Genomic DNA, 26,058 nt, shown 5'->3' on the forward strand with positions numbered 1-26,058 from the left:
GCTTAGCTCCACCATTTTCCTCATTAGAGGAAGACTGCACCTTGAAAATTAGATATGGAATAAAGCAACGAGGTTAAGAAGGAGATCCTTCTTTGACCGTCGATGTTGCAAATCACCGAGGAGATACCGAGCGGCATAGCAATATGCCGGATAAACCTGGTAGGTTAAGCTACTAAGGGCACACGGTGGATGCCTTGGCGCTAGGAGCCGATGAAGGACGGGACGAACTCCGATAAGCTTCGGGGAGCTGTAAGTAAGCTTTGATCCGGAGATTTCCGAATGGGGCAACCCACCAGCTTGAAGAGCTGGTACCGCCACCTGAATCCATAGGGTGGTCGGAGGCAGACCAGGGGAACTGAAACATCTAAGTACCCTGAGGAAGAGAAAGCAAACGCGATTCCCTGAGTAGCGGCGAGCGAAACGGGAACAGCCCAAACCGATGGCCTTGTGCCATCGGGGTTGTAGGACGTCTCACACGGAGTCACAAAGGGAGCGAATAGGTGAACTGGTCCTGGAAAGGCCGGCAATATAAGGTAACAGCCCTGTAACCGAAATTTGTTCCCCTCCGAGACGGATCCTGAGTACCGCGGGACACGTGAAACCCCGTGGGAAGCTGGGAGGACCACCTCCCAAGGCTAAATACTCCCTAGCGACCGATAGTGAACCAGTACCGTGAGGGAAAGGTGAAAAGCACCCCGGGAGGGGAGTGAAAGAGAACCTGAAACCGTGTGCTTACAACCAGTCGGAGTCCCCTTGAGGGATGACGGCGTGCCTTTTGTAGAATGAACCGGCGAGTAACGGTTGCGTGCAAGGTTAAGGTGAAAAGCTGGAGCCGCAGCGAAAGCGAGTCTGAATAGGGCGCTTGAGTACGTAGTCGTTGACCCGAAACCGGGTGATCTACCCATGTCCAGGATGAAGTTCCGGTAACACGGAATGGAGGTCCGAACCTGTTGGTGTTGAAAAACCATAGGATGAGGTGTGGGTAGGGGTGAAATGCCAATCGAACCCGGAGATAGCTGGTTCTCCCCGAAATAGCTTTAGGGCTAGCCTCGGATCAAGAGTCATGGAGGTAGAGCACTGATTGGGCTAGGGGCCCCCACAGGGTTACCGAACTCAGTTAAACTCCGAATGCCATCGACTCATGTCCGGGAGTCAGACTGCGAGTGCTAAGATCCGTAGTCAAGAGGGAAACAGCCCAGACCACCAGCTAAGGTCCCCAAGTAATCGTTAAGTGGCAAAGGATGTGGAGTTGCCCAGACAACCAGGATGTTGGCTTAGAAGCAGCCACCATTCAAAGAGTGCGTAATAGCTCACTGGTCAAGTGACTCTGCGCCGAAAATGTAACGGGGCTAAACGATTCACCGAAGCTGTGGATGTTCTTCGAACATGGTAGGGGAGCGTTCCAAGCAGCAGCGAAGCTGCTTCGTGAGAAGTGGTGGAGCGCTTGGAAGTGAGAATGCCGGTATGAGTAGCGAAAAGAGGGGTGAGAATCCCCTCCACCGTAAGCCTAAGGTTTCCTGAGGAAGGTTCGTCCGCTCAGGGTTAGTCGGGACCTAAGCTGAGGCCGAAAGGCGTAGGCGATGGACAACAGGTTGATATTCCTGTACCACCTATTTTCGTTTGTACGATGGGGGGACGCAGGAGGGTAGGGAATCGCGCGACTGGAAGTGCGCGTCCAAGCAGTGAGGCCGAAAGGATAGGCAAATCCGTCCTTTCTACAGGCTGGGCTGTGATGGCGAGGGAAATTATCAGTACCGAAGTTCCTGATCTCACACTGCCAAGAAAAGCCTCTAGGAGAAAATAGGTGCCCGTACCGCAAACCGACACAGGTAGGCGAGGAGAGAATCCTAAGGTGCTCGGGAAAACTCTCGTTAAGGAACTCGGCAAAATGACCCCGTAACTTCGGGAGAAGGGGTGCCCCGGTAGGGTGAAAGCCCGAGGGGGCCGCAGTGAAGAGGTCCAGGCGACTGTTTAGCAAAAACACAGGTCTCTGCTAAGCCGCAAGGCGATGTATAGGGGCTGACGCCTGCCCGGTGCTGGAAGGTTAAGGGGAAGGGTTAGCGCAAGCGAAGCTCTGAACCGAAGCCCCAGTAAACGGCGGCCGTAACTATAACGGTCCTAAGGTAGCGAAATTCCTTGTCGGGTAAGTTCCGACCCGCACGAAAGGCGTAACGATCTGGACGCTGTCTCAACGAGAGACCCGGTGAAATTGTACTGCCAGTGAAGATGCTGGCTACCCGCGACAAGACGGAAAGACCCCGTGGAGCTTTACTGTAGCCTGATATTGAATCTAGGTACGACTTGTACAGGATAGGTGGGAGTCTGAGAAGCCGGAGCGCCAGCTTCGGTGGAGACGCCGGTGGGATACCACTCTGGTCGTATCGGGGTTCTAACTCGCCGCCGTCACCCGGCGGGAGGACCGTGTCAGGTGGGCAGTTTGACTGGGGCGGTCGCCTCCTAAAAAGTAACGGAGGCGCTCTAAGGTTCCCTCAGCGCGGTCGGAAATCGCGCTCCAGAGTGCAAAGGCAGAAGGGAGCTTGACTGCGAGACCTACAAGTCGAGCAGGGACGAAAGTCGGACTTAGTGATCCGGTGGTTCCGAGTGGAAGGGCCATCGCTCAACGGATAAAAGCTACCCCGGGGATAACAGGCTTATCTCCCCCAAGAGTCCACATCGACGGGGAGGTTTGGCACCTCGATGTCGGCTCATCGCATCCTGGGGCTGTAGTAGGTCCCAAGGGTTGGGCTGTTCGCCCATTAAAGCGGTACGCGAGCTGGGTTCAGAACGTCGTGAGACAGTTCGGTCCCTATCTGTCGTGGGCGTAGGAAATTTGAGAGGAGCTGTCCTTAGTACGAGAGGACCGGGATGGACGCACCTCTGGTGTACCAGTTGTTCCGCCAGGAGCACCGCTGGGTAGCCAAGTGCGGACGGGATAAGCGCTGAAAGCATCTAAGCGCGAAGCCCCCCTCAAGATGAGATTTCCCATTCCCCTGTGGAAGTAAGACCCCTTGTAGATGACGAGGTTGATCGGTCCGGGGTGTAAGCGCAGCAATGCGTTTAGCTGACGGATACGAATCGGTCGAGGGCTTATCCTACTTCATCTCTTCATCTTGCAACGCGCTTTATTCCAATCTAATTTTCAGGGTGTGGTTCACACCTTGAAACAACAACATAACGTCTGGTGATGATGGCGGAGGGGATCCACCCGTTCCCATACCGAACACGGAAGTTAAGCCCTCCAGCGCCGATGGTACTTGGGCTTAAGCCCTGGGAGAGTAGGTCGTTGCCAGGCTACCAAACCCCACTTCACTCTGAAGTGGGGTTTTTGTTTTGCGTTGGTAAGTGGCTTCATCATGTGGCATTGCCAGTGGCCAGGGGATAGAGTTGTTCGGAAAGAAATTCACTCTTGCTTGGGACGAGGAAGCAGAAAGGGCTTCAGCCACATGGGTGAAGTGAGTCCAGAAATGTTCTTGTGCCTACTTCTTCTATGATAGTCAGTGGGATTACTTATTTAGAAGTTCCATTACGTATTTTTCATGAAAAACGCTCAAGGGTGCTGCCTATGAATTCGATCGGCGGAATGAGCGGCAACAGACAGTCAAATGTGAATGTCGAGTAATACCAGAGTTTCTAACCAAGTTGGTGGGATCGAAGTAGCGAAAAAATCCCTTCCAGATAAATCTCGCTACGCGTGAAGTGAATGAGAAAATAGTTTTGGAGCCGCTGTCCTATTCATCAGACACACCCTAGAAAGTGTCTGACAAATCAAGTTGGTGGAGAAGAAGCAGTGGAAAAACCTTTTTCAGGTGAGTCTCACCAGTGAGAAGCAAATGAGAAGAAGGTTTTGGAATCTGTCCTATTCATCAGATAGCCTAGTACGGTCTGGCAAATCAAGCTTAGGGATGTAGCGGATCCCCTTATCCAAGTGAGTTTTGTCACACTTAAAGAGCATAAGACAATGGTTGCCACTAGCAATCAAGTAAGCGTCGGAAGAGTTTTCTAATGAGTAGCACGCGCAGGTGAAGTGAATCAGAATAAGATCCGCTGGCCCATTCATCAGACAATCTCTAAACACGCTTTAACCATATAGCAGAGAAGAATGGAAGCAGATGTGGGAAATATCGAATGGACTTATGATTGATGATGTTACCTGTTTTTTTATGCGAAGTAGCCTGAACAACGCCATGCAGAAATATTGCACACTTGAAACAAGTATCAGCCACAGCGTCTTGGTGTGATTTGCATTTAAGTTATATTCTCTTCTGAGCAATTTTTTGGTTTACTTGAAGTGTGGTAGTCAAGGCGGCTCGGGAGATCAAGTCTTCCATTTGACTGCAACTGCCAAAGGGATGAAAGGCTAGTTTATGTAGACGATGCGGGATGATTACATGTTGTTCACAAAGGCATATCGACCAGTGTGATATGGCCTTTCATCCCAGGGGGTTATGAACCCGTCCATCTTTGTGCACATGTGATTGTAAACGGGATTCCGCAGGACTTCTTGCTGCCAGTGTGGCACCAAGGGGGCATTTTAGCGTAAGTGCTTCGTTTGCCGGTGGTGCAAATGCCATAAAAAAGTACGGAGCATCAGGTTGACCGGGATAAACAACCCAAGGATATAGAACAATATCTGTTTGCTCTGCAACATAAGATAACCCCTTTTTGTCTTATATCTTAACCAACGTCTTATAAAAAATATTTGTCATGGCTGTTGAATAAAATGTTAACTAACCGCAACATGTGCCACCTATAGATGGGTCCATGTTGAAGAGAGGCCGCCTGTTCGATAGCCCCTTCTTGATTGGCGCTGTTTGGACTGATCAAGAACGATTGAAATAGATGAGATGAGCTAAGAGAAACTTGGTTAGCTGTTTATGCACACAAATCCGTTTAAAGATTGCGGAAGTTGCAAATAATGGAGATAAAAGATGAAGGTGGTGGCGATGGTGGAAGGGAATCAGCGGCCCCAAATTTGTGTGATTTGCGGACAAGAGCAACATGAGAATTTGGAGATTTTGGGCAAACAAATTTGTTGTACATGTGAAACGGAAATGGTAAAAAGTAAAGTAGAGGATCCTGTTTATCTTTATTATGTTTGGCGTTTAAGGAGATTACTGGCCCATTAAGTTCAAATTGACAGTGCGATCGGACTGGTGCGGCGGGCTTTGGGGTACCGCACTGCCTTTGGAAGAAAGTTACGATGTGGCCTAGGCTGGTCATGATAGAGTAAAACTTTTTGGAGTGTAAAGCATCAGACTGGAATTCGTAATCCAGTCTTTTTTCTTTTAAAGGGGGAGAGAATAATTGAAGCACAGTCCAGAGCAGGAGAAGGCACCACTGTTTGATGCGTTGTTAGCGCACCGTCAACGTTCATGCGCCAATTTTCATGTGCCTGGACATAAGCAAGGGAGCGCTTTTGATGAAAAAAGCAAGGTTTGGTTTTCCCCGTTGTTGGAGTTGGATCTAACAGAGGTAGGAGAACTGGATGATTTGCACGATGCAACGGGAGTGATTCAGGAAGCTGAGCAATTGGCCGCTGAACTTTTTCGCGCCGATCGTACCTTTTTTTTGGTGGGAGGAACGACGGCGGGAAATTTGGCGAGTGTGCTTGCTCTTTGCCGTCCTGGGGAAACATTGATCGTCGGGCGAAACTGCCATCAATCCGTGTTTCATGCCTGCATGTTAGCTGGCGCACTTCCGGTATATCTCAGTGCGGGCGTGGATGATGATGGACAAGAGCGTCCCTTTGACCCGGAGGTGTTGGAACAAGTTCTTCGTCTTCACCCCGATGCAAAAGGGGTGGTATTGACGAGCCCTACTTACCGGGGATTGGTGCAGCCCGTCGCGGAATTGGCGAAAGTGTGTCATCGGTATGGCGTGCCATTGGTTGTGGATGAAGCCCATGGGGCGCACTTGGGATTTGCTCCCGGATTGCCGCCGTCAGCCATGGACAGTGGGGTGGATGTATCCATTCAGTCCACTCATAAGATGCTTTCCTCCATGACGATGTCTTCCATGATGCATCTAAAAGGAAGCCGAATTGATGCGGGTGAGGTGGCGCATTGGCTGAAGGTGGTTCAATCTAGCAGTCCTTCCTATCCATTGATGGCTTCCCTTGATGTAACAAGGCGCATGATGGCGACAATGGGGGAAGAAGCATTAGTCGAATTGTTAAGTCGATTGCAAGATTTCCGGGGAAATATTAAAGCTTTGCGTCATTTGTCGGAACGGCGTCCCCCAGGACTGCGGGATCCGCTAAAATTGAGTTTAACCGCTGGTCAAGGTGTGACAGGTTATCAGCTGTCCGAATGGCTGGCCTCTCAAGGTGTTTACACTGAGATGGCTGATCATGAAGCGGTGCTGTTTGTATTTACCATGGGAACTACGGCGACGGATTTGGTTCGCTTGACCGAGGCATTGCGGCGCTTGGATCAAGTGGTACCGCTGTTGCCAAAAACCAAACCGGCCCAGCCGCCCAGTCTGCCGCAATGGCGAAAAGCGGATCTGTCCTGGGAGCAATTGAGAAGACGGCCCAAACGGAAGGTGCCATTGCATCAAGCAGTAGGCATGATCGCGGCGGAAATGATCGTTCCTTACCCGCCAGGAGTCCCCCTTGTTTTGCCTGGGGAGCGTTTGACGGAGGCCGGGATTGATTATATAACAGACGTAATCCATGCGGGGGGGCGGGTTAGAGGGATTAGACACGAAGGAGAAGTCCCGACCCTGACAGCAATCGAATGATAGGAATGGTGGAGGATTTGTTGTGAGAGGATTATTTATTACATTTGAGGGACCTGAAGGTGCTGGAAAATCAACGCAAATCAACCGGTTGGCCCAAAACCTGAAAGAACGGGGAATCCCTTGCGTTCAAGTGCGGGAACCAGGCGGCACATATATAGGTGATTTAATTCGAAGTATGGTGCTTCACAACCCCGAATGCAGTGACATAAAACAACGCACGGAAACACTGCTGTATGCAGCGTCCCGGGCGCAATTGGTGGAAGAAGTGATACGACCGGCCTTGGCACGCGGAGAAGTGGTGCTAAGTGACAGGTATGTGGATTCCAGTTTGGCTTATCAAGGGCATGGGGCGCGCTGGAGCTTGGATGAAATCCGCTGGATTAATCACTGGGCCACAAATGGTCTGATGCCAGATCGAACGTACTTGTTAGATGTTCCGGTCGAGCTTGGCGAAGAACGGATGCAAAAGCGCGGACTTAAGAAGGATCGAATGGAATCGAAAGAGAAGATGTTCCATGAGCGTGTGCGTTCAGGCTATTTAAGCCTTGCCCAAGAGAAACCGGACCGGTATGTGGTGTTGGATGGGCGAATGTCTGTGGAGAAGATCAGTGAGAAAATCATGCAGGATTTTTGTTCATTGGCTCAAATCAAAAGCTGATGAACCGGCCATCTCATGAGATCATATGACTACCCCTGTTTCACCCCCTGTCAGAAGACGTTTCTTATTGCTGGGCACAAATGGTTGGCAATTGGAAAGAATGGCAGAAAACCACCATGGCAAATTAAAAGAAGCGTTTGCCCATTTTTGTTATCAGGTGATAGAATGATAGAAGGGGAATTTTCTGCCCCTTCTAGAAAGAATAATCCATTCGTTGATGAATAGATGACGGTTTTGCAGGAGGAAACGGTTGACAGGGTAGAGGAATCGGACGCAACCTCTGGCCGTACTGGGACTGGTAGGGCAACGCAGGAGGGATTGCTTACGTGTTAAGAGTGATTGGGGTTCGCTTTAGACAAGCGGGTAAGATATACTATTTTGATCCTGTTGATCACAAAGTCGAACAAGGCGACAGCGTGATAGTGGAAACGGTGCGAGGCATAGAATATGGCAGTGTCGTGATGGGAATCCGCCATGTCAGAGAAGACGAAGTGGTGTTGCCGCTCAAAAAAGTGTTACGGATTGCGACAGTTGGAGATACTGAGCAAATGGAAGAGAACCGCCGGGCGGCCAAAGCGGCGTTGAAAGTGTGCCAAGAGAAAATCAACCAGCATGAGTTGGAAATGAAATTGGTTGATGCCGAGTATACGTTTGACCGCAATAAGATCATATTTTATTTCACTGCGGATGGCCGAGTTGACTTTCGAGAGCTTGTGCGTGATTTGGCCGCAGTGTTCCGAACACGGATTGAGCTACGCCAAATCGGTGTGCGAGATGAAGCCAAAATGCTTGGGGGCATCGGGCCGTGTGGCCGGGTGTTATGCTGTTCTTCGTTTTTGGGTGATTTTGAGCCTGTTTCAATCAAAATGGCGAAAGACCAAAACCTTTCGTTAAATCCAACCAAAATCTCAGGCTTGTGCGGCCGGTTGATGTGTTGTTTGAAGTATGAGAATGATATCTATGAAGAAGCCAAGCAACTGTTGCCGGATATTGGAGAGCGTATTTCCACACCTGATGGCGAAGGTCGGGTAGTGGCTCTCAATTTGCTTGAGCGTAGGGTGCAGGTCGAATTAAGGGAGACAGGGGCTGTGGTGGAACATCTGCTTCACAATGTTAAAGGCAAACGTTCGCCGCAAGCCAGCAGAGTCTAATCAGTTGCAAGTGAAGAAACTAACCACTTGGGTGTTAAACGAGGTGGGGGGGCTTGGACAAAGAAGAAATCTTTAAGCGGGTTGCCCAAATGGAGCAACAGATTGGTGAGATGTACAAAGGGTTGGGTGGCTTAAAAGAACAGATTGTCGAATTGATTGAAGAGAACACCAGATTGGTGATGGAGAACCAGCGTTTGAAAGAATTGTTTGTGGCCAAAGAACCCTCTTTGCCACAACAAACCGAAAAGTTGCCCCCTTCCCAAAAAGCCGAAGTGGTGGACGAGTCCACACACAAAGGCGTCAACCATCTGTCGAATCTGTATGACGAAGGATTCCACATATGCAATGTCCATTACGGACGGCTTAGAGGTGATGGAGATTGCCTATTCTGTATCGCTTTTCTCAATAAATCATCAAAGGAAAAATAACGCTGGGAGGTCTGGGCGCGTAAATCTTGCCCAGACGCCGGCGTTTTTTCTTTACTGGCGGAGCTTTTCCGGCGAATCCATCGTCGATTTCTACAAGCAGATTCCGGCTCCGCAATGTTTCCAAGGTGGGAAAATGATGGGGAAACCATATGTGGTGTATATGTTGGAATGCAGTGATGGCACCCTGTATACAGGAATCACTTGTGATTTAAAGCGCCGCCTTCGCCAGCATGCACAGGGGAAGGCATCTAAGTATACACGCACCCGGCGTCCCGTGTCAGTGAGATATGTGGAAACGGGAGGAGATCGTAGCTGGGCACTACGGCGGGAATGGGAAATCAAGCAATTGACAAGGGAGCAAAAATGGCGGTTGATCCGTACTCATGGGCTGTTGCCTGATAATTTGGAGGAGTTGTGAGGTACGGATGCGCCAAAGGGCAACGTGAACGAGAAAGGGGAGTTAGTATGGAACGGCAAAAGAGTTTTGCGGATGAGAATCAGGGCATTTTGTACATAGTAGGGACACCGATCGGCAATTTGCAAGACATGAGTGATCGCGCGAAAGCCATATTAGCTGAAGTGGATTTAATTGCTGCGGAAGACACCCGGCACACGCGCAAATTGCTAAACCATTTGGGACTGTCGACACCGTTGGTGAGTTATCATGAACATAATGAGCAGAAGCGCGGAGCAGAATTGGTTGGGAAATTAAAAGAAGGAATGCGAATTGCGCTGGTCAGTGATGCGGGGTTACCCGGCATATCTGATCCGGGTGAAGAGGTCGTGCGCCAGGCGGTGGCGGAAGGGATCACTGTTGTGCCGATTCCAGGGCCCAATGCAGCATTGACGGCATTGGTGGCATCCGGTTTGCCGACGCAACCCTTCTTGTTTATCGGTTTTTTGCCGCGATCGAGTAAAGGGCGGAAAGAGGAACTGGCCAAATGGAAAAGTGCGCCCGCCACCTTGCTTTTGTATGAGGCTCCCCATCGTTTGCCCGAGATGTTGACCGATCTGTTGGAGACGTTAGGAAACCGCCGCGTGGCCATACCTCGCGAATTAACGAAAAAACATGAAGAGTGGCTACGCGGCAATTTGGCCGACTGTTTGGCTTATATCAAAGAACAAGGTCCGCGGGGGGAGTATGTCATTGTCGTTGAAGGGGCAGGGAAGGTGCGAGAGGAAGAGCAATCCCCTTGGTGGGAAGGGCTGTCCGTGATCGATCATGTTGAGGCGATCATTGAGAAAGGGAGTAGCAAGAAAGAAGCCATTTTGCAAGCGGCCCAAGATCGGGGTGTGCCCAAAAGAGAAATTTACAACATGTATCATAAGGGATCTGAGTAATTCAGCCAATGATTATGCCGATAAATCATAATTTCATATTCAGACTTAAGGCGGGTTGCGGTATAATATTCGTTCCCGCCTGTTTTACGTCAGGTTGCGTTTTAAGGTCTGGTTCAGGACTGGTGCATGTGTGACAGTTGCAAACGGACATACTTTGGAGAAAGGAGTTTTAAGGGGGATTATAACAGGTTTAAGTAAAATCAAGCAAAATATAAAGAGGAAACCGATAAACAGAAAAGGAATAGATCATATACCTCTTTAACCTTTATCCATATCACATGCAAAGAAATGGTTAGGGTGAAAAGGTTTACATTTTCGCAAAATGCGATATGATTAATTCAAAGGTATATTGTCTATACCAATTTTGTTGTAATCATTCCTTATTGGAGGTGTTTGGATTGAGCAAGAACAGTGGAAGTGTATTGGGATTCTTGCAACGCATCGGTCGGTCATTGATGTTGCCTATTGCTGTATTGCCGGCAGCTGGTTTGTTGCTCCGCTTTGGCGCGTTGCTAAGTGATCCGGCTTATTTCGCCAAAGGAACCATGATTTTCCGTATTGGTGAAATTATGGCCAAAGGTGGCGGAGCGATTTTTGACAACCTGCCGATCTTGTTTGCGGTAGGGGTTGCTTTGGGATTGACGGAAAGTGCAGGTGCCGCGGCATTGGCGGCAGTAGTGGGATATTTTGTGATGAAGCAGATCGTCGATCTCGGCAACACGGAAGAGTTGAAACTGGACACGGGTGTGTTGGGCGGCATTATCACAGGATTGGTTTCTGCAGGCCTTTATAACCGTTATCATGATATCAAACTACCTGATTGGCTCCAATTTTTTGGAGGTAAACGCTTTGTACCGATTGTCACCTCATTTGCGATGGTGGCTATTGGGATTTTGTTCTTATTTATTTGGCCCGCTGTGCAAGGGGTAATCAGCGCGGTCGGCAATTGGATGATCGCACAGGGTTCCATTGGGTCGTTTGTGTATGGTTTACTAAACCGGCTTTTGATTCTGTTTGGTTTGCACCATATCTTAAACTCTTTGGTGTGGTTCAACATCGGTGAGTTTGTAACTGAAGCCGGCAAAACGGTGACGGGGGACTTGACCCGCTTCTTCGCAGGGGACAAAACAGCAGGTCTCTTTATGACAGGGTTCTATCCGGTGCTGATGTTTGGTCTGCCTGCGGCATGTTTGGCAATGATTCACGAAGCGAAAAAATCGCAACGTAAACTGGCGTCTGGTGTTTTGATCAGTGCAGCGTTGACGGCATTTCTGACGGGGATCACCGAACCGATTGAATTCTCATTCATGTTTGTGGCACCGTTGTTGTATGTGGTGCACGCCATTTTGACCGGGGTGTCGATGGCTGTTGTAACCACCTTGGGTATTAAGCACGGGTTCACCTTCTCGGCAGGGGCTATCGACTTCTTCCTGAATATGAATCTGGCCACCAAGCCATGGTTGCTGTTTGGCGTAGGCTTGGTGTATGCTGTGATCTATTATGTGCTGTTCCGGGTGCTGATTCGTGTGTTCAATTTGAGAACCCCAGGGCGTGAAGAACAAGAGGCACAAGAGGATGAAGCGCGTCCAGCTTCCGCACCGGCTGGTGATGATGAGTTGGCGCAAAACGTGTTGCAAGCGATCGGCGGGAAGGAAAACATTGAGAAGTTGGATGCCTGCACCACCCGTTTGCGCATGACAGTGAAAGATGAAAGCAAATTGGATCAGGATCAGCTGAAAAAGCTTGGGGCAGCAGGTGTCGTGCAAGTCGGCAAAGGAAACTTCCAAGCAGTGTTTGGCACAAAATCGGAGCTGTTGAAGGACCAAATCAAAAAAATCATCGAACAAGGGTAATCTATTACCGGGCAGGGGCTCTTTTCCTAGTGGGGAGGGGCCCCTGTCGCTTGTTGAAGGCTTGGGATCAAGTCTGTTTTCCACTCCTTTCACACGCCACGAAACGTTTATTAGGAAAAGAAAACAAAAGCGAGACCGCCCTTTCCCAAGCGATCTCGCCTTGTATGCCGTTGAACCCGCTATGTCAATGCGACATAAATTGGTTTAATATTTAGAATTTCGTCTTAGTATGAACTAAGCCATTTCCCATGCGGGATGTCTGTTATGTATAAGGTTGTGTAGCTTGTATCAACATGAAATGCATGAGAGAATGGAGAAATAATTTGTTTAAGAGATAAGATTATTCAACCGTCACTTTTTCACCTTTAATCATCATATACATCTCTTCTACACATTTCTTGCTGACGACTTTGTTTTTGTAGCGGATGGTTTCATCGACTTCACCGGAGAAAATGCAAGCCGGTTCATATTTTTTAAGAACGATTCTTTCACCGTCAACATAGATTTCTAAGGCGTCTTTTTCACCGATTCCTAAGGTTCGACGCAATTCGATCGGAATCACCACGCGACCCAATTCGTCAACCTTGCGTACGATGCCTGTGGATTTCAACATGTTTGAATCCCCTCTCAGCTTTGGTGTTTGGTTTTGGTTTTTTTATCTGTAAATTGACGTCAAATTTCGACATTGACGCTAAGTTCATCATACCAACCATTCCCATAACAGTCAATATAATAAGAGGATTTTTATAGAAAATTCCTTAATCATGTTAATTGATATGTTACATTTGACAGCGAAAAAGTTTTACAATGGTATGAAATGTATTGACAATATAAATGGTTGTATTTTACGTGGTGGAGACAGATCGTTGATGGGAAAAATCGGTTGCCTTCGCAGGAATCATGCTCAACAATAGAGGATAGGAGGGATGCGGAATGTTGCCGGTCTCAGAAGAACTGAAAGAAAAATTGAAGAAATTGAACCAATCGCTACGGGCCCTTTATCCTGAAGAGGCATTTGATGAGCGCAAAATTAGGGAACGATTACAAAAAGTGGGCACATTCCACCAGATTGATAAATGGCCTGACGGGGAGTTGCGCGATTTTTTGCAAGGGGGAGCCTTGATCGGAGTAGATGGTTCAGTCAACTCCATCAAAGGTTCACAAATGCGAACTCTGTCTGTTTTTCAAGCTTTGGCCAAGGGTACGCGAGGGGAAGAAAAGTGGGCTGCTGACGTATACACGCCGCTGTTGGAAGAAGAAGCCGGGGATGGACAAGCGGCCAGAGAAGCTAAAAAGCGGGGGACGCTTTTGTCGCAATTGGAATTAAAAGTGGCGCGGGAGGCTGTATTAGAATGGGAACCGCGTGTGGTGTTAATGGATGGGTCGCTTCTCCATTTCTGGATCGATGACGCTGAGAGTTGGGAACGCTTGGCCCGGTTGGCTGAGGAAAAGGGCACGCTCATGATCGGGATATCGGAAGAGATTGGCACAAGGGGATTGGTACGCGAGTTGTTTCCGGAGTATTCTGCTTGGTCGGACCGCGATTTGCTGTACGGTGTACTGAAACCGGGTGAAGCGTTTGAGTGGGAAGGGTGGAGCCCGGCGGGGAGCCAGATGTGGAAAATGGCGTTTCGCTCATCCCGGAGTCCGCAACCGATCGGACTGGACGGTTTAATGTCGCAAGGGAAGGAGCGGCTGGCTCTGGTCAGGTTGATTTATAGCTTGACACCGGAACAGGGACGCGGCATCCCGTTTTGGTTGGATATTGTGGACAATCAGGTGCGGGTGACCAATCCTTTGGTGGAGACGATGGTGGAACAATATATTGATGCTGATTTGCGGCACCGTTTGTTGTCAATGAAGCGAAGTGACCGCATGATTTAGAAGGAGAGGGAGAAGTCGATGCAAGTTGTAGGCGTAACCACACAACAAGAAGTTTATATCGTATCGCGGGAGCGCAAGTTTCGCATCAATGAGATTTTGGTCGTTGAAGATGCGCAGTTGGATTATCCGCGGGGCGAAGTGGTCGAATCGATGTCTTACAACCGCTTGATTCCCATGGGCTTGGACAAGTCTTTGGTCGATGCTCAAGTGATCCAAACGTTGGAACAAATCGGATATGACATCGAGTCGGATGAAATCAATCTGGCGAAATTGCGGTTATACGAGGAAGCCCCTCATCCGGTGCGGACGGGTTGTGCGGTTCGATTGCCCAAGTTTGAAGAGGTGCGGAGCCTTTTGGTGAAATCTTCCCCGGAAGAAGGGATGCTGTTAGGCGAGATTCGGGGAACAGAGTCGATGGGGGCAACCATCTCTCCGGATTTGAAAGACCAGGTAATGATTATGGAACAAGGGCAACTTCGTCCACAATGGGGTGTCCCTTTTATTTTCGACATTAAGACCATGCAGCAATATCCACATATCGGAGTGTTTGGCGGATCAGGATCGGGCAAGTCGTTTGGGTTACGGGTGATGTTGGAGGAGCTGATGAAACTACGGATTCCCACGATGGTGTTCGATCCCCATTTTGAAATGGATTTCAGTGAGCGCACCCCAGGAATGGAAGGCAAAGGGATTCAATTTACCGATTGCTATACTGCGGTGCAAATTGGGCGCGATGTCGGGATCTCTTTCTCGGATCTGTCGACCCGTGATGTGACGGAATTGTTGGGGGCTGCTGGAAGCCAATTGTCAGACGCCATGGTCAATGTCATTCAGATGTTACACCGCAAACGCGATTCTTTTATCTCGTTTAGCGACCGCGTTAGCAACTTGGTACAGGCGTTGGAAGAGGGTAAACAGGGGCTTGACCGCCAGTTGCAGAATCCCGAACTCACCCCTACCGATGTCCAGCGGATTCATGACCTCAAAAAGTTGTTAAACCAGTATGGCACCTTGCCGCCATCCTCTGTCAAAGGGGTTCATTGGCGTTTGCAACGCTTGGAAAAGGCGGGATTGTTCCAACAAGATATCCGAGCGATCGAACGGGGCTTGGAGCAAGGGAAGCTGGTGGTGGTGCAAGGTAGCACATGGGTGTTGCAAGTGTTTGCCACGTATGTGATCGGTTCCCTCTACCGCAAACGGCGTGAATATAAAGACGCCAGAATGAATGGGGAAGAGGGGCGTTTCTTTCCCCCGTTTGTGGTGGTGACTGACGAAGCGCACAACTTCGCTCCCAAAGCGCTCGATTCTCCGGCCAAATCCATTTTAAAGGAAATCGCACAGGAAGGAAGAAAATACGGAGTGTTTCTTGTGTTGGCCACGCAAAGGCCCACGCTGTTGGATGAGACGATCACAGCCCAGCTCAACACCAAGTTTGTCTTCCGGACGGTCAGGGGGACCGATATCGCCACGTTGCGGGAAGAGACCGATTTGACCCCGGAGGAAGGCAAACGGCTTCCATACCTCCGTTCTGGAGACACCTTTGTCTCTTCGGCGGTGTTTGGGCGTACCATTTTCATCCGTGTGCGTTGCGCTTACACCCGTAGTCCACACTTGTCCAATCCGTTTGATGAACTGAGGCAATTCGCTGAAGCCCAAGATGACAAAGTGATTTCCTGCCTGCTGGAAGCCTTGCCTGTGTTTGAGACGGATTTGGTGTCTACTGTGACCCTTGTAAACCGGGAGTGTGGTCTATCCTGGGATGTGACGCGATTAAAACAAGAATTGGAGCGGCTGGCACGGGACGGCAAACTGAAAAAGCATGAAACTCCGTTTGCGGTACGTTACGACCGCCGTTAGGGAAGCAGCGGAGGAAGGAGTCAGGCAGCAGGTTGCAGAAAAATGTCATAAAAAACCAACAGAACGGTTAAACTAATTGTGTCGATGCTTGAGCGGCCGAAATAGAATGATGTATAATGATGAAGTGAGAAAGTTCGTATACCTATGAGCTTCTGTGAAGGGGAAGAGTAGTTAGTGGGTGCTATCGCCAGAGAGCTGGATCAGGTGAAAGCCAGCATAGCCGAAGCTAATGAACATGGCCCTGGAGAATTCTTTCTGAAATGCTGATCTGAGTAGGAAAGAACGTGAACCCGCGTTAGGGGTTTTGAATGAGGGCATCGCCATGCTTGTTAGGCGATGCTGAAATTGGGTGGTACCGCGTGAAACAATCTCGCCCCAACTGTGTGGGCGGGATTTTTTATATTGTATTTGAAAGGAGCGGGGAAAAGTGAGTGAACAGAAACAAACCTTTTATCTTACGACACCCATCTATTACCCAAGTGCCAAACTACATATCGGTCATGCTTACACAACTGTAGCTGGTGATGTGATCGCTAGGTACAAACGACTTCGGGGTTTCGATGTGATGTACTTGACCGGCACGGATGAACATGGTCAGAAAATCCAGAAAAAGGCGCAAGCAGAAGGCAAAACACCGAAAGCGTTTGTTGATGAGATCGTTGCGGGTATTAAAGAGTTGTGGAAAAAACTCGACATCTCTTATGACGATTTCATTCGCACCACCGATGAGCGCCATAAGCGAGTCGTACAAAAAATCTTTAAGCAATTATTGGAGCAAGGGGATATCTACCTCGGCGAGTATGAAGGCTGGTATTGTGTGGACGATGAAGCGTTTTTCACCGACCGCCAAGTCCAGGATGGGCTTTGTCCTGACTGCGGCCGCCCCATTAGCAAAATCAAAGAGAAGAGTTATTTCTTCCGCATGAGCAAATACGCCGACCGCCTGTTGCGTTTCTATGAGGAGAATCCCGGTTTCATTGAGCCGGAATCCCGTAAAAACGAGATGATTCAAAACTTTATCAAACCCGGTTTGGAAGATTTGAGCATCTCTCGCACCACGTTTGATTGGGGCATCAAAGTGCCTGATGATCCTGAGCATGTCGTTTACGTGTGGTTGGATGCGTTGACAAACTATATTTCTGCGCTGGGATACGGCGTTGGCGATGACGCTAAGTATAAGAAATATTGGCCAGCGGATGTGCATTTGGTTGGAAAAGAGATTGTTCGCTTTCACACCATTTATTGGCCCATCTTTTTGATGGCGCTCGGTCTGCCGTTGCCGAAGAAAGTGTTCGCCCATGGGTGGATCTTGGTGCAAGGGGAGAAAATGTCTAAATCCAAAGGAAACGTGATTGACCCCGTTCCGTTGATTGAGCGGTTTGGTTTGGATGCAATGCGTTATTTCCTGATGAGAGAAGTGCCGTTTGGATCAGATGGCGTTTTTACCCCAGAAGCGTTTGTTGAACGGCTGAATGCCGATTTGGCCAATGATTTGGGCAATCTGTTGCACCGCACCTTAACCATGGTTGAAAAGTACCATCAAGGGGTTGTGCCGGAGATGGTCGAAGGTGCTACGGAATACGACGAGGCGTTCCGGGAGTTGGCGCTGAATACGGTCAAGCGCGTGGAAACAGAGATGGACAAATTCCAATTCTCTGTTGCCGCTACCGCCATCTGGGAGTTGGTACGGGCAGGGAATCGGTATATTGAGCAAACTCAGCCGTGGAACTTGGCCAAAGATCCAGGCAAGCACCATCTCCTCGGTTCGGTGCTATATCATCTGCTTGAAGTGCTGAGAATGGTCAGCATCATGATCCAGCCGTTTATGACGCAAACCCCGTCTAAGATGTGGGCACAATTGGGCTTGGAAGAAGGCCCACAGACCTCATGGGAAAGCTTGGCCGCATTTGGTGGATTGCGTCCGGGAACCCAAACGAAAAAAGGTAATCCGATCTTCCCACGCTTGGATGCAAAAGAAGAGATTGAAGCCATTTATCGGATGACCACTTCAGCAACTCCAGCCGCGGAGGAGCAAAACACAAAGCAAAAAGAGGCAAAACGGGAGGAACAAAAAGAGATGGAAGGAATCATTGGCATCGAAGATTTTGGCAAAGTAGATTTACGGGTGGCGGAAGTTGTCGCAGCGGATCGCGTACCTAAAGCGGATCGCCTGTTGAAGTTGCAACTCGATTTGGGAGAAGAGAAACGGCAAGTGGTTTCGGGCATTGCCGAGCATTACAGTCCAGAAGAATTAGTGGGACAAAAGGTGATTTGCGTAACCAATTTGAAGCCTGTCAAATTGCGTGGTGAACTGTCCCAAGGGATGATCTTGGCGGCTTCTCAAGGAGATCGTTTGGTGCTGGCGACTGTGTCGGGCGATATTCCTAACGGTTCCAAAGTGAAGTAGACCGATTCTAGCGGGGGGAATCATCGTTTTGGTGGTGCAATCAGACACCGTCTGGTTCCCGTGCCGAATACCGGTGCCCCCCTTCATTTGCTCGTTCATCGTCCCATTAGGGAAAGAGGGCGGCTTCCACCGATCAGCCTATATGCCCTTGCAAGATTTTCGCTTGGATAAGGAGGTTACAATGATAAAGAAAAGCTCATCTGCGGTTCGATCCACCTTCGAGTGGGTGGGCACCATTGCCGTATCGCTGGTGATCGCCGGGATTATTCGGGTTTTCCTGTTTAGTCCTTATGATGTGCACGGCGCATCGATGGAACCCACATTGATGAATGACGAGAAAATCATCGTGAACAAATGGTCATATCGCATGCATGAACCAGTTTATGGGGATATTGTCGTGTTTCATGCCGAAGAAGGGCGCGACTTCATCAAGCGAGTGATCGGTTTGCCGGGTGACCGGATTGAGATCAAGAATGGCAAGGTGTATCGAAACGGAAAGATGCTGAACGAGCCTTATATCCAAGGGATGACTTACACCCGGGACGATGCCCGGACGATCGTGGTTCCGAAGGGTTCGCTGTACGTGTTGGGTGATAATCGTGAAAACAGCAGGGACAGTCGTGATCTGGGAGCTATTCCGCTGTCGCGAGTGGTGGGCCGCGCCGATGTGGTTGTGTTGCCAATCAAACATACCAAGGTACTCACGGGTCAAGAGCCCGTCGGCTCCCGCTGACCGCAAACCAGAACGAACATGCGCCAGAACTGGTTACAGGAGGGCTATGAATGTCAGAGACCAAAAGCTCGTCCAATTCTTGGATGACCGTATTGGAATGGATTGCTGCCATCTTGGTGGCCGTCGTCATCGCCGTGGTTATCCGCACGTTTTTATTTGCCCCGTATGAAGTGCATGGGGCTTCGATGGAACCGACCCTGGATGGGGAAGAGTTGCTGATTGTAAACAAATGGATTTATCGGGTCAGCACGCCGGAGTATGGTGATATCGTTGTCTTCCACACTGCGGAGGAACGGGATTTCATCAAGCGGGTGATCGGATTGCCGGGGGACCGGATCGAGATTAAAGACGGCAAGGTTTACCGTAATGGTATCGCGTTGAACGAGCCTTACATTAACGGGCCGATGAACGAAGGAACGAACTATAAACCCACCACCGTTCCCGCCAATTCTTTGTATGTGATGGGAGACAATCGCAACAACAGCAAAGACAGCCGCATGATCGGGCCGGTATCACTGAAGGAGATCGTGGGCCGCGCTGATGTCGTGGTTTTGCCGGTGAAGCGGATGCGCCTTTTGCCGGGGGACCCGGTGTCAACCGCGGACCCTAAGGCGCCAGCGACGACAAGTTTGGCGCATTGACGCCGGCTCGTGGCCATCGCGGTGCAAAACTGAGAAGGCGGGTCTTGCCTGGCATGACATCGATTGTGCCTGGCAAGACCCGTTCCCGCTGTTTGCCCCCGTTAACTAAGGTCTGCTGACTGGTTTTCTATAAAGAAATTGATTCAATAAGGAGGTTTAATGCAGTTATGTTGTTTGACACCCATGCTCATCTTAACGATCCGAAGTTTGCGGACGATCGCGACCAAGTGATCCGACGGGCGCGTGAAGAATTCGGTGTTCAGACGATTGTCAATGTCGGTTATAACCGTGAAACGATCCGCACGACTTTGGAATTGGCGGAAACGTATGATTTCATTTACGCGGCAGTGGGTTGGCATCCACATGATGCCAAAGATTGCACAGAGGAAGATTTAGCTTGGATTCGAGAATTGACCGAGCATCCCAAAGTGGTGGCGTTGGGGGAAATGGGATTGGATTATTATTGGGACAACTCGCCGCGCGATGTGCAGGCGGAAGTGTTCCGCAAACAAATTGCCATCGCCCGTGAAACGGGCTATCCCATCATCATTCACGATCGCGATGCCCACGAAGATGTAGTGAGAATCCTCAAGGAAGAGGGAGCAGACGAGGTAGGTGGGGTCATGCACTGTTTTGGTGGAGATTTGGCGATCATGGAGGAATGCTTGCGGCTTAACTTCATGATCGGATTGGGAGGTCCTGTTACATTCAAAAACCGCGCCACCTTACCTAAAGAAATTGCCCGGAACGTCCCCTTGGATCGACTGTTGTTGGAAACGGATTGCCCATATCTTGCGCCACACCCTTACCGGGGCAAACGGAACGAAACCGGGTATGTACGATTGGTGGCTGAGACGATTGCGGAGCTTCGGGGCATAACGTTTGAGGAGCTGGCTCAAGCCACACAGGAGAATGCAAAACGGTTGTTTAGGTTGCCGTAAAGAAAGAGGTACAGTCATTGACCAGTGCGAAATTGAAAGAAGTTATTGTTGTTGAAGGGCGAAACGACACCTTGGCGATCAAGCGTGCGCTGGATGCAGATACCATTGAGACGCGGGGATCGGCGATTGGAGAGGAAGTCTTGGCGCAGATCAAGCGGGCTCAGGCGAGTCGAGGCGTGATTGTGTTTACTGACCCCGATCATGCGGGTGAGCGGATTCGCCGCATTATTTCTCGGGAAATAGAAGGGGTCAAGCACGCTTTCTTGGCCCAGCACGAGGCTCGCGGCAAACGAAAGGTCGGGGTGGAGCATGCCAGCCCAGATGCCATCAGGGCAGCGCTAAGGTCTGTTCGCACCGAATGGACGGACCCGCGTGATGAACCTCCCCTTACTTGGGAAGAATACATTGAGCTGGGGTTTGTGGGACAGCCTGCTTCCAGTGAGCTAAGGCGGGAGGTCGCAGAGTTGCTCGGCATCGGGTATGGCAATGCCAAGCAATTTTATCGCCGTTTACAAGTGCTGTGCATTACCAGAGAAGAGATATTCCAAGCATTGGAACGTGTGGGAAAGGATGCAGTCGATGAATCATAAACCGATATCTGCCAGAACAAGGGAGCTGTTGAACGCCTATGGCTTGAAATTGAAAAAGAGCTTGGGCCAAAACTTCCTCACGGATTCCCATGTATTGAACAAAATTATACGCGCGGCTGAGCTTAATAAGGATTCTGGAGTGATCGAGATCGGTCCGGGGATCGGTGCTCTGACCGAGCGGCTGGCCGAGCAGGCTGGCAAAGTGGTGGCAGTGGAATTGGACCAGCGTTTGGTACCGGTGTTGAAAGAGTTGTTTCAACATCAACCTCACGTGGAAATAATTCATGGGGATGCGTTGGAAGTCGATTTGGGAGCGGTGATTCAAGAGCATATGCGGGATATGAAGACGCTCCATGTAGTTGCCAACCTCCCTTATTATGTCACTTCCCCCATTTTGATCCGGTTACTGACGGAGCGGTACCCGCTGACCAATATCGTCATCATGATCCAGAAAGAAGTGGCCGATCGGCTGGCGGCCAAGCCGGGCACCAAGGATTACAGCTCGCTGTCGGTGTTGGTTCAATATTTTGCTGAAGCGGAGGAAGTGGCCAAAGTGCCCAGCCATGTGTTTGTCCCCCGACCCCAGGTTGATTCCGCTGTGGCGCGTTTGACATTGCGTGAGCGTCCAGCGGTCGAGGTGAAGAATGAGGAATTGTTCTTCAAAATCGTAAGGGCTTCATTTGCACAACGGCGCAAAACGTTATTAAACACGCTACATGCCACCCTGTTTGCGCGAGTGAACAAGCAACAGGTGGAAGCGTGGTTGAACGAAGCCGGCATTGATCCGAAGCGGCGCGGAGAAACACTGAATCTAGAAGAATTCGCTACACTCGTTGATGTAATCGACCAAAAACTGACAACTCTATCGTGACACGCCTCTCGGATCAAAATCTGATCCGATGGAGGGTATTCCGTGAACTTTTTCCATCCCCGTCATGGACGGCGTAGCTTGGCACAGATGATATCTGATATTCAAGCGTATATCCATGAAGAGCCAACGGCAAATTACAAAATCGTTATCGGAACCGATTCGCAAACGCGGGAAAAAGAAACGATCTTTGTGACGGCCATCATCGTACAGCGGATTGGAAAGGGTGCGGTCTTTTATTATACGAAGAAGCGTCACAAAGCGATGCGGGAATTGCGCTATCGGATCTACCGTGAGACCGAGTACAGTCTGGAGTTTGTCGAGTTGTTGAAGGAAAAGGGCTTTTTCGGCTTCGGCGTGAACATTCCGATGGAAATTCACCTGGATGTGGGGCAGCAAGGTGAGACGAGAAAGCTGATTCAAGAAGTGGTGGGCTGGGTGACCGCTGTTGGGTATACGGCAAAAATCAAGCCGGAATCTTTTGCCGCCAGTGCGGTGGCCGACCGCTTCACGAAGTAAAAAGGGTCAAAAAATGTACAAGGTACCCGTTGACAGATTGTTTGTCTCCCTGCTATAATACCTAATTTGACTTTGCGACCTGCTTGTAGTATAATCTTCTATAAGTGAGGTGGTCGACCAATGGGCAAAAACGCGCTTACAGAGATTAAATGCACTCTGGATGGCTACATTGGGGAGAAAATTCGTCTGCGCGCCAATAGTGGGCGTCGCAAGACTGTAGAACGGACAGGGATTTTGGAAGAGACTTATCCATCCGTGTTCGTTGTCAAATTAGACGAAGACCATGCTTTTAGCCGTGTTTCTTATAGTTACGCTGATATTTTGACTGAGTCTGTGGAGCTGACCGTCTATCCGGCGGAGAGTGAACAGATTCAAGTAAAATATGTGAAAGCAACGCAATAAATGGAACACAGTTGATGTGTTCTTTTTTTACCGTAGGCTGAAAGCGTTTACATAAAGAGCCATTTGTTGGATATACTACCTCTACCCTAGCCGGATTCTTGAATCCACAAGGAGGGATCGTCACATGGCTCGTCGAGGTGTCATGTCGGAAGAGTTGAAAGTGGAGTTGGCGAAAGAACTTGGTTTTTATGATGTCGTTCAACGTGAAGGTTGGGGAGGAATCAAGGCGCGTGACGCCGGCAACATGGTTAAACGGGCGATCCAACTGGCTGAAGCACAGCTGGTGAACAAAGATTCAAGATAGGAAGGGTTTGAAGCCCAAGAGGGATGCCTCTTGGGCTTTTTATTTTAGACCGAGTTTGCTTAAGGAAAAATCGGTTCATGATAAAATAAGGAAAATCTTTAAGTACATATTGCAAATTTGCCGCGGTTCACGTCACAATGAAGAATACATAGCAGGAGAGAATAGGGGGAACGAGTTTGTTTGTATCCGAGAAGGCACCAGCAAAAATCAATTTAACACTGGATGCGCTCTTCAAAAGGCCGGATGGTTACCATGAATTGGAGATGGTTATGACCACGGTCGATTTATTTGATCGTATCGACTTATATCAAACAAACAAGTCGATCACATTGGAATCGAGTTCTGGTTTGGTCCCCCAAGATGAACGCAATCTGGCTTTCCGAGCGGCGGCGTTATTAAAAGAAAAGACCGGATGCGATAAAGGGGTACATATTTATATAGATAAACGGATTCCAGTGGCGGCTGGTTTGGCAGGTGGAAGCAGTGACGCGGCGGCCACTTTGCGCGGATGTAACCGGCTGTGGGGATTGGGTCTGAGTGATGCGGAGTTGGCTGAGATCGGTGCGGAGATTGGCTCAGACGTGCCATTCTGCATTTATTCCAACACGGCGTTGGCCCAGGGGCGAGGAGAGGTGTTGACTGCTTTGCCTGCTCCGCCGACATGTTGGGTTGTTCTTGCTAAACCCAATCATGGGGTGTCCACGGCAGATGTGTTCGGGAAGTTACGGGTTCATGAAATCACTGACCATCCGCAGACGAGCCGCATGATCGAAGCGGTGAAGAAGCGGGATTATGACGGGATTATTCGTCACTTGGGAAATGTGTTGGAACCGGTGACGATGGACATGCATGAGGACGTGCGACAATTAAAGGAAAGAATGCTGCGGTTCGGGGCAGATGGGGTGTTGATGTCAGGCAGTGGCCCCACGGTGTTTGCGCTGGTGAAGCAAGAATCGCGCGCTGTTAGAATGGTAAACAGTTTGAGGGGTTTTTGCCAGCAAGTGTTTGCCGTCAGGATGTTGGGTGTCCGCCGCGAAAGTGTGCTTGATGATGTCCGAACAAAATGATATATTTCGATCAAGAATATTAGGCTTCGGAGGTTGGGCATGGAAAAGTGGAAACGAAGTGCCAGATTGGTTGACATCACCCGGCACTTGCTTACGCAACCGTACCGCTTGATTCCGCTTACCACCTTCGCTGAGCAATACCAAGCGGCCAAGTCTTCCATCAGCGAGGATTTGGATATCATTCACGAGGTGTTGGAAGCAGAAGGGAACGGAAAACTGGAGACGGTTGCGGGTGCGGCGGGTGGTGTGCGCTACATACCGAGCATAAGCAACGATAACGCGCTTCAGGTGATTGGCCGATTATGCGAGAAATTGTCTAATCCAGATCGTATTTTGCCGGGGGGATTCCTCTATATGTCGGATCTCTTGGGCGATCCTACGCTACTTGATGACATCGGCCGCATTTTTGCCAAAGTGTTTGCAGAAAAGCCGGTTGATGTGGTGATGACTGTGGAAACGAAAGGAATTCCCATCGCTTACGCCACGGCTTCGTATTTGCGTGCTCCTGTAGTAATCGCTCGGTATGATTACCGGGTGACAGAAGGATCGGTGGTAACGGTGAACACCGTTTCCGGGTCCAGCAGACGCATGCAACAGTTGTCATTGTCCAAACGCAGCTTGCCTGAAGGTTCCCGCGTGCTGATCATCGATGACTTTATGAAAGCGGGCGGCACGGTACGGGGCATGATGGATTTGCTGACGGAATTTAAGGCGGAAGTGGTTGGCGTCGGGGTAATGTTGGAGGCGCCAGCGGAGGAGCGGTTGGTTGAAGATTATGTCTCACTGGCCCAAGTGGCAGCCATCGACGTGAAAGAGAGAATGGTTCGTGTGGAAACAGGCAACGCATTTCATTGATAAGGAGCGTGTGAATATGTTGGTAAAAGTAGAAACGAGCAATGCGCCACAAGCGATTGGTCCGTATGTGCAAGCGATGGAGATGGGGGATCTGATCTTCACATCGGGTCAAATCCCGCTGACACCAGCTGGTGAATTGGTGGGCGAAGGAATTGAAGAACAGACGCACCAAGTCCTGAAAAACATCCAAGCTGTCTTGTCGGCTGCCGGCAGTGATTTGAACCATGTGATCAAGACGACCCTGTTTATCAAGGATATGAACCAATTTCAAATCATCAATCGCATTTACGCCGAATATTTCAATGAGCACAAACCAGCCCGTTCTTGCGTGGAAGTGGCGCGCTTGCCCAAAGATGTGCTGATTGAAATGGAAGTGATCGCCCGCAAACGATAAGTAAAAAAATTCCATAAAAATACTGTCGATAGAAGGAAATGGTTCTTCCATCTAGAATAGGTATTTTGAGTCATCATTGGAAATAGGTGGTGGAACCAGGTGGAAATTACTGATGTTCGTTTGCGTAGAGTAAATCGCGAAGGTCGTATGCGTGCAATTGCCTCCATTACGATTGATAGTGAATTTGTAGTGCATGATATCCGTGTGATTGATGGCAATAACGGCATGTTTGTCGCTATGCCGTCCAAGCGCACGCCAGACGGGGAGTTTCGCGATATTGCGCATCCAATCTCCCCACTCAGCCGGGAAAAAATCGAGGCGGCTGTGTTGGCTGAATATCATCGTGCTGGAGAATTGGAAGCAGAGAACGGATCATTGGATCATCATGTACACATGGATGCCTGAGAATAAACAAGATTGCAGG

24 protein-coding genes, 1 tRNA gene, 2 rRNA genes and 1 other annotated feature (1 of these 28 only partly in view) are annotated in these 26,058 nt (G+C 49.6%); of the genes, 26 read left to right on the forward strand and 1 reads right to left on the reverse strand.

All coding sequences use genetic code 11. The annotated features are described in order from the left end of the window. The 11 genes from NYR52_RS00550 to nagE form a co-directional block, all read left to right on the forward strand. Window positions 1-14 (forward strand) — tRNA-Ala (locus tag NYR52_RS00550) (it extends 62 nt beyond the left edge of the window). 148 nt (window positions 15-162) lie between these two features. Continuing rightward, window positions 163-3,095 (forward strand): 23S ribosomal RNA (locus NYR52_RS00555). Between the two features lie 82 nt (window positions 3,096-3,177). Continuing rightward, window positions 3,178-3,292, forward strand: a 5S ribosomal RNA gene (rrf, locus tag NYR52_RS00560). A 1,651-nt stretch (window positions 3,293-4,943) separates the two neighbouring features. After that, window positions 4,944-5,126, forward strand: coding sequence for a sigma factor G inhibitor Gin (locus NYR52_RS16680; protein ID WP_211341936.1), 183 nt, complete (start codon window positions 4,944-4,946; stop codon window positions 5,124-5,126). Between the two features lie 178 nt (window positions 5,127-5,304). Continuing rightward, window positions 5,305-6,741 (forward strand): aminotransferase class I/II-fold pyridoxal phosphate-dependent enzyme, encoded by a 1,437-nt coding sequence (locus tag NYR52_RS00565; RefSeq protein ID WP_259436102.1) that lies wholly within the window; start codon window positions 5,305-5,307, stop codon window positions 6,739-6,741. A gap of 22 nt (window positions 6,742-6,763) precedes the next feature. Beyond that, a complete protein-coding gene (tmk, locus tag NYR52_RS00570) occupies window positions 6,764-7,399 on the forward strand; it encodes a dTMP kinase (protein ID WP_022738702.1) in 636 nt (211 codons plus the stop codon). Between the two features lie 326 nt (window positions 7,400-7,725). Beyond that, on the forward strand, window positions 7,726-8,550 hold the full coding sequence (locus NYR52_RS00575; RefSeq protein WP_022738705.1) for a PSP1 domain-containing protein: 825 nt from the start codon (window positions 7,726-7,728) through the stop codon (window positions 8,548-8,550). Between the two features lie 53 nt (window positions 8,551-8,603). Beyond that, entirely contained in the window at window positions 8,604-8,978 is a 375-nt protein-coding gene (locus tag NYR52_RS00580) for an initiation-control protein YabA (protein ID WP_132223039.1), read from the forward strand. A gap of 136 nt (window positions 8,979-9,114) precedes the next feature. Beyond that, entirely contained in the window at window positions 9,115-9,396 is a 282-nt protein-coding gene (locus NYR52_RS00585; protein WP_132223041.1) for a GIY-YIG nuclease family protein, read from the forward strand. A gap of 47 nt (window positions 9,397-9,443) precedes the next feature. Beyond that, the gene (gene rsmI, locus NYR52_RS00590) at window positions 9,444-10,319 is read left to right on the forward strand and encodes a 16S rRNA (cytidine(1402)-2'-O)-methyltransferase (protein WP_259436103.1); all 876 of its coding nucleotides are present in this window, start codon (window positions 9,444-9,446) and stop codon (window positions 10,317-10,319) included. Between the two features lie 398 nt (window positions 10,320-10,717). After that, window positions 10,718-12,172, forward strand: a complete 1,455-nt coding sequence (nagE, locus tag NYR52_RS00595; protein WP_259436104.1) for an N-acetylglucosamine-specific PTS transporter subunit IIBC — start codon at window positions 10,718-10,720, stop codon at window positions 12,170-12,172. Window positions 12,173-12,512: 340 nt separating this feature from the next. On the opposite strand, the gene NYR52_RS00600 is transcribed toward nagE, so the two are convergent. After that, on the reverse strand, window positions 12,513-12,785 hold the full coding sequence (locus NYR52_RS00600) for an AbrB/MazE/SpoVT family DNA-binding domain-containing protein (RefSeq protein ID WP_022738711.1): 273 nt from the start codon (window positions 12,783-12,785) through the stop codon (window positions 12,513-12,515). A gap of 320 nt (window positions 12,786-13,105) precedes the next feature. On the opposite strand from NYR52_RS00600, the gene NYR52_RS00605 reads away from it, so the two are divergent. The 15 genes from NYR52_RS00605 to spoVG all read left to right on the forward strand — a co-directional run bounded on the left by NYR52_RS00605 (window position 13,106) and on the right by spoVG (window position 26,039). Continuing rightward, window positions 13,106-14,056, forward strand: a complete 951-nt coding sequence (locus NYR52_RS00605) for a DNA double-strand break repair nuclease NurA (RefSeq protein WP_259436105.1) — start codon at window positions 13,106-13,108, stop codon at window positions 14,054-14,056. A gap of 18 nt (window positions 14,057-14,074) precedes the next feature. Next, window positions 14,075-15,913, forward strand: coding sequence for an ATP-binding protein (locus tag NYR52_RS00610; protein ID WP_259436106.1), 1,839 nt, complete (start codon window positions 14,075-14,077; stop codon window positions 15,911-15,913). Window positions 15,914-16,058: 145 nt separating this feature from the next. Further along, window positions 16,059-16,294: a binding site (T-box leader), on the forward strand. Window positions 16,295-16,340: 46 nt separating this feature from the next. Beyond that, on the forward strand, window positions 16,341-18,320 hold the full coding sequence (gene metG, locus NYR52_RS00615) for a methionine--tRNA ligase (protein ID WP_259436107.1): 1,980 nt from the start codon (window positions 16,341-16,343) through the stop codon (window positions 18,318-18,320). 181 nt (window positions 18,321-18,501) lie between these two features. Continuing rightward, window positions 18,502-19,053, forward strand: a complete 552-nt coding sequence (gene lepB, locus NYR52_RS00620; protein ID WP_132223051.1) for a signal peptidase I — start codon at window positions 18,502-18,504, stop codon at window positions 19,051-19,053. A gap of 50 nt (window positions 19,054-19,103) precedes the next feature. Beyond that, window positions 19,104-19,694 (forward strand): signal peptidase I, encoded by a 591-nt coding sequence (gene lepB, locus NYR52_RS00625; protein ID WP_022738718.1) that lies wholly within the window; start codon window positions 19,104-19,106, stop codon window positions 19,692-19,694. 167 nt (window positions 19,695-19,861) lie between these two features. After that, complete coding sequence (locus tag NYR52_RS00630) at window positions 19,862-20,635, forward strand: TatD family hydrolase (protein ID WP_132223052.1); 774 nt, start codon at window positions 19,862-19,864, stop codon at window positions 20,633-20,635. A 17-nt stretch (window positions 20,636-20,652) separates the two neighbouring features. After that, the gene (gene rnmV / locus NYR52_RS00635; protein ID WP_211341938.1) at window positions 20,653-21,225 is read left to right on the forward strand and encodes a ribonuclease M5; all 573 of its coding nucleotides are present in this window, start codon (window positions 20,653-20,655) and stop codon (window positions 21,223-21,225) included. After that, complete coding sequence (gene rsmA / locus NYR52_RS00640) at window positions 21,206-22,096, forward strand: 16S rRNA (adenine(1518)-N(6)/adenine(1519)-N(6))-dimethyltransferase RsmA (RefSeq protein ID WP_132223054.1); 891 nt, start codon at window positions 21,206-21,208, stop codon at window positions 22,094-22,096. Before rnmV ends, rsmA begins: the two co-directional genes overlap by 20 nt. Before the next feature lie 42 nt (window positions 22,097-22,138). Further along, window positions 22,139-22,612 (forward strand): ribonuclease H-like YkuK family protein, encoded by a 474-nt coding sequence (locus NYR52_RS00645; RefSeq protein ID WP_022738723.1) that lies wholly within the window; start codon window positions 22,139-22,141, stop codon window positions 22,610-22,612. Between the two features lie 120 nt (window positions 22,613-22,732). Continuing rightward, on the forward strand, window positions 22,733-23,014 hold the full coding sequence (locus NYR52_RS00650; protein ID WP_022738724.1) for a Veg family protein: 282 nt from the start codon (window positions 22,733-22,735) through the stop codon (window positions 23,012-23,014). Window positions 23,015-23,138: 124 nt separating this feature from the next. Further along, window positions 23,139-23,318 (forward strand): small, acid-soluble spore protein, alpha/beta type, encoded by a 180-nt coding sequence (locus tag NYR52_RS00655; protein WP_022738725.1) that lies wholly within the window; start codon window positions 23,139-23,141, stop codon window positions 23,316-23,318. A 176-nt stretch (window positions 23,319-23,494) separates the two neighbouring features. Beyond that, window positions 23,495-24,385, forward strand: coding sequence for a 4-(cytidine 5'-diphospho)-2-C-methyl-D-erythritol kinase (gene ispE / locus NYR52_RS00660; protein ID WP_132223056.1), 891 nt, complete (start codon window positions 23,495-23,497; stop codon window positions 24,383-24,385). A gap of 39 nt (window positions 24,386-24,424) precedes the next feature. Further along, window positions 24,425-25,240 (forward strand): pur operon repressor, encoded by an 816-nt coding sequence (gene purR / locus NYR52_RS00665; protein WP_132223058.1) that lies wholly within the window; start codon window positions 24,425-24,427, stop codon window positions 25,238-25,240. A gap of 16 nt (window positions 25,241-25,256) precedes the next feature. Then, a complete protein-coding gene (locus tag NYR52_RS00670) occupies window positions 25,257-25,634 on the forward strand; it encodes a RidA family protein (RefSeq protein WP_132223060.1) in 378 nt (125 codons plus the stop codon). A 99-nt stretch (window positions 25,635-25,733) separates the two neighbouring features. After that, window positions 25,734-26,039, forward strand: a complete 306-nt coding sequence (spoVG, locus tag NYR52_RS00675; RefSeq protein WP_022738731.1) for a septation regulator SpoVG — start codon at window positions 25,734-25,736, stop codon at window positions 26,037-26,039. Window positions 26,040-26,058 lie beyond the last annotated feature (19 nt).

The sequence above is a fragment of the Laceyella sacchari genome (genome assembly GCF_024927925.1).
In the GTDB taxonomy this organism is placed as follows: domain Bacteria; phylum Bacillota; class Bacilli; order Thermoactinomycetales; family Thermoactinomycetaceae; genus Laceyella; species Laceyella sacchari.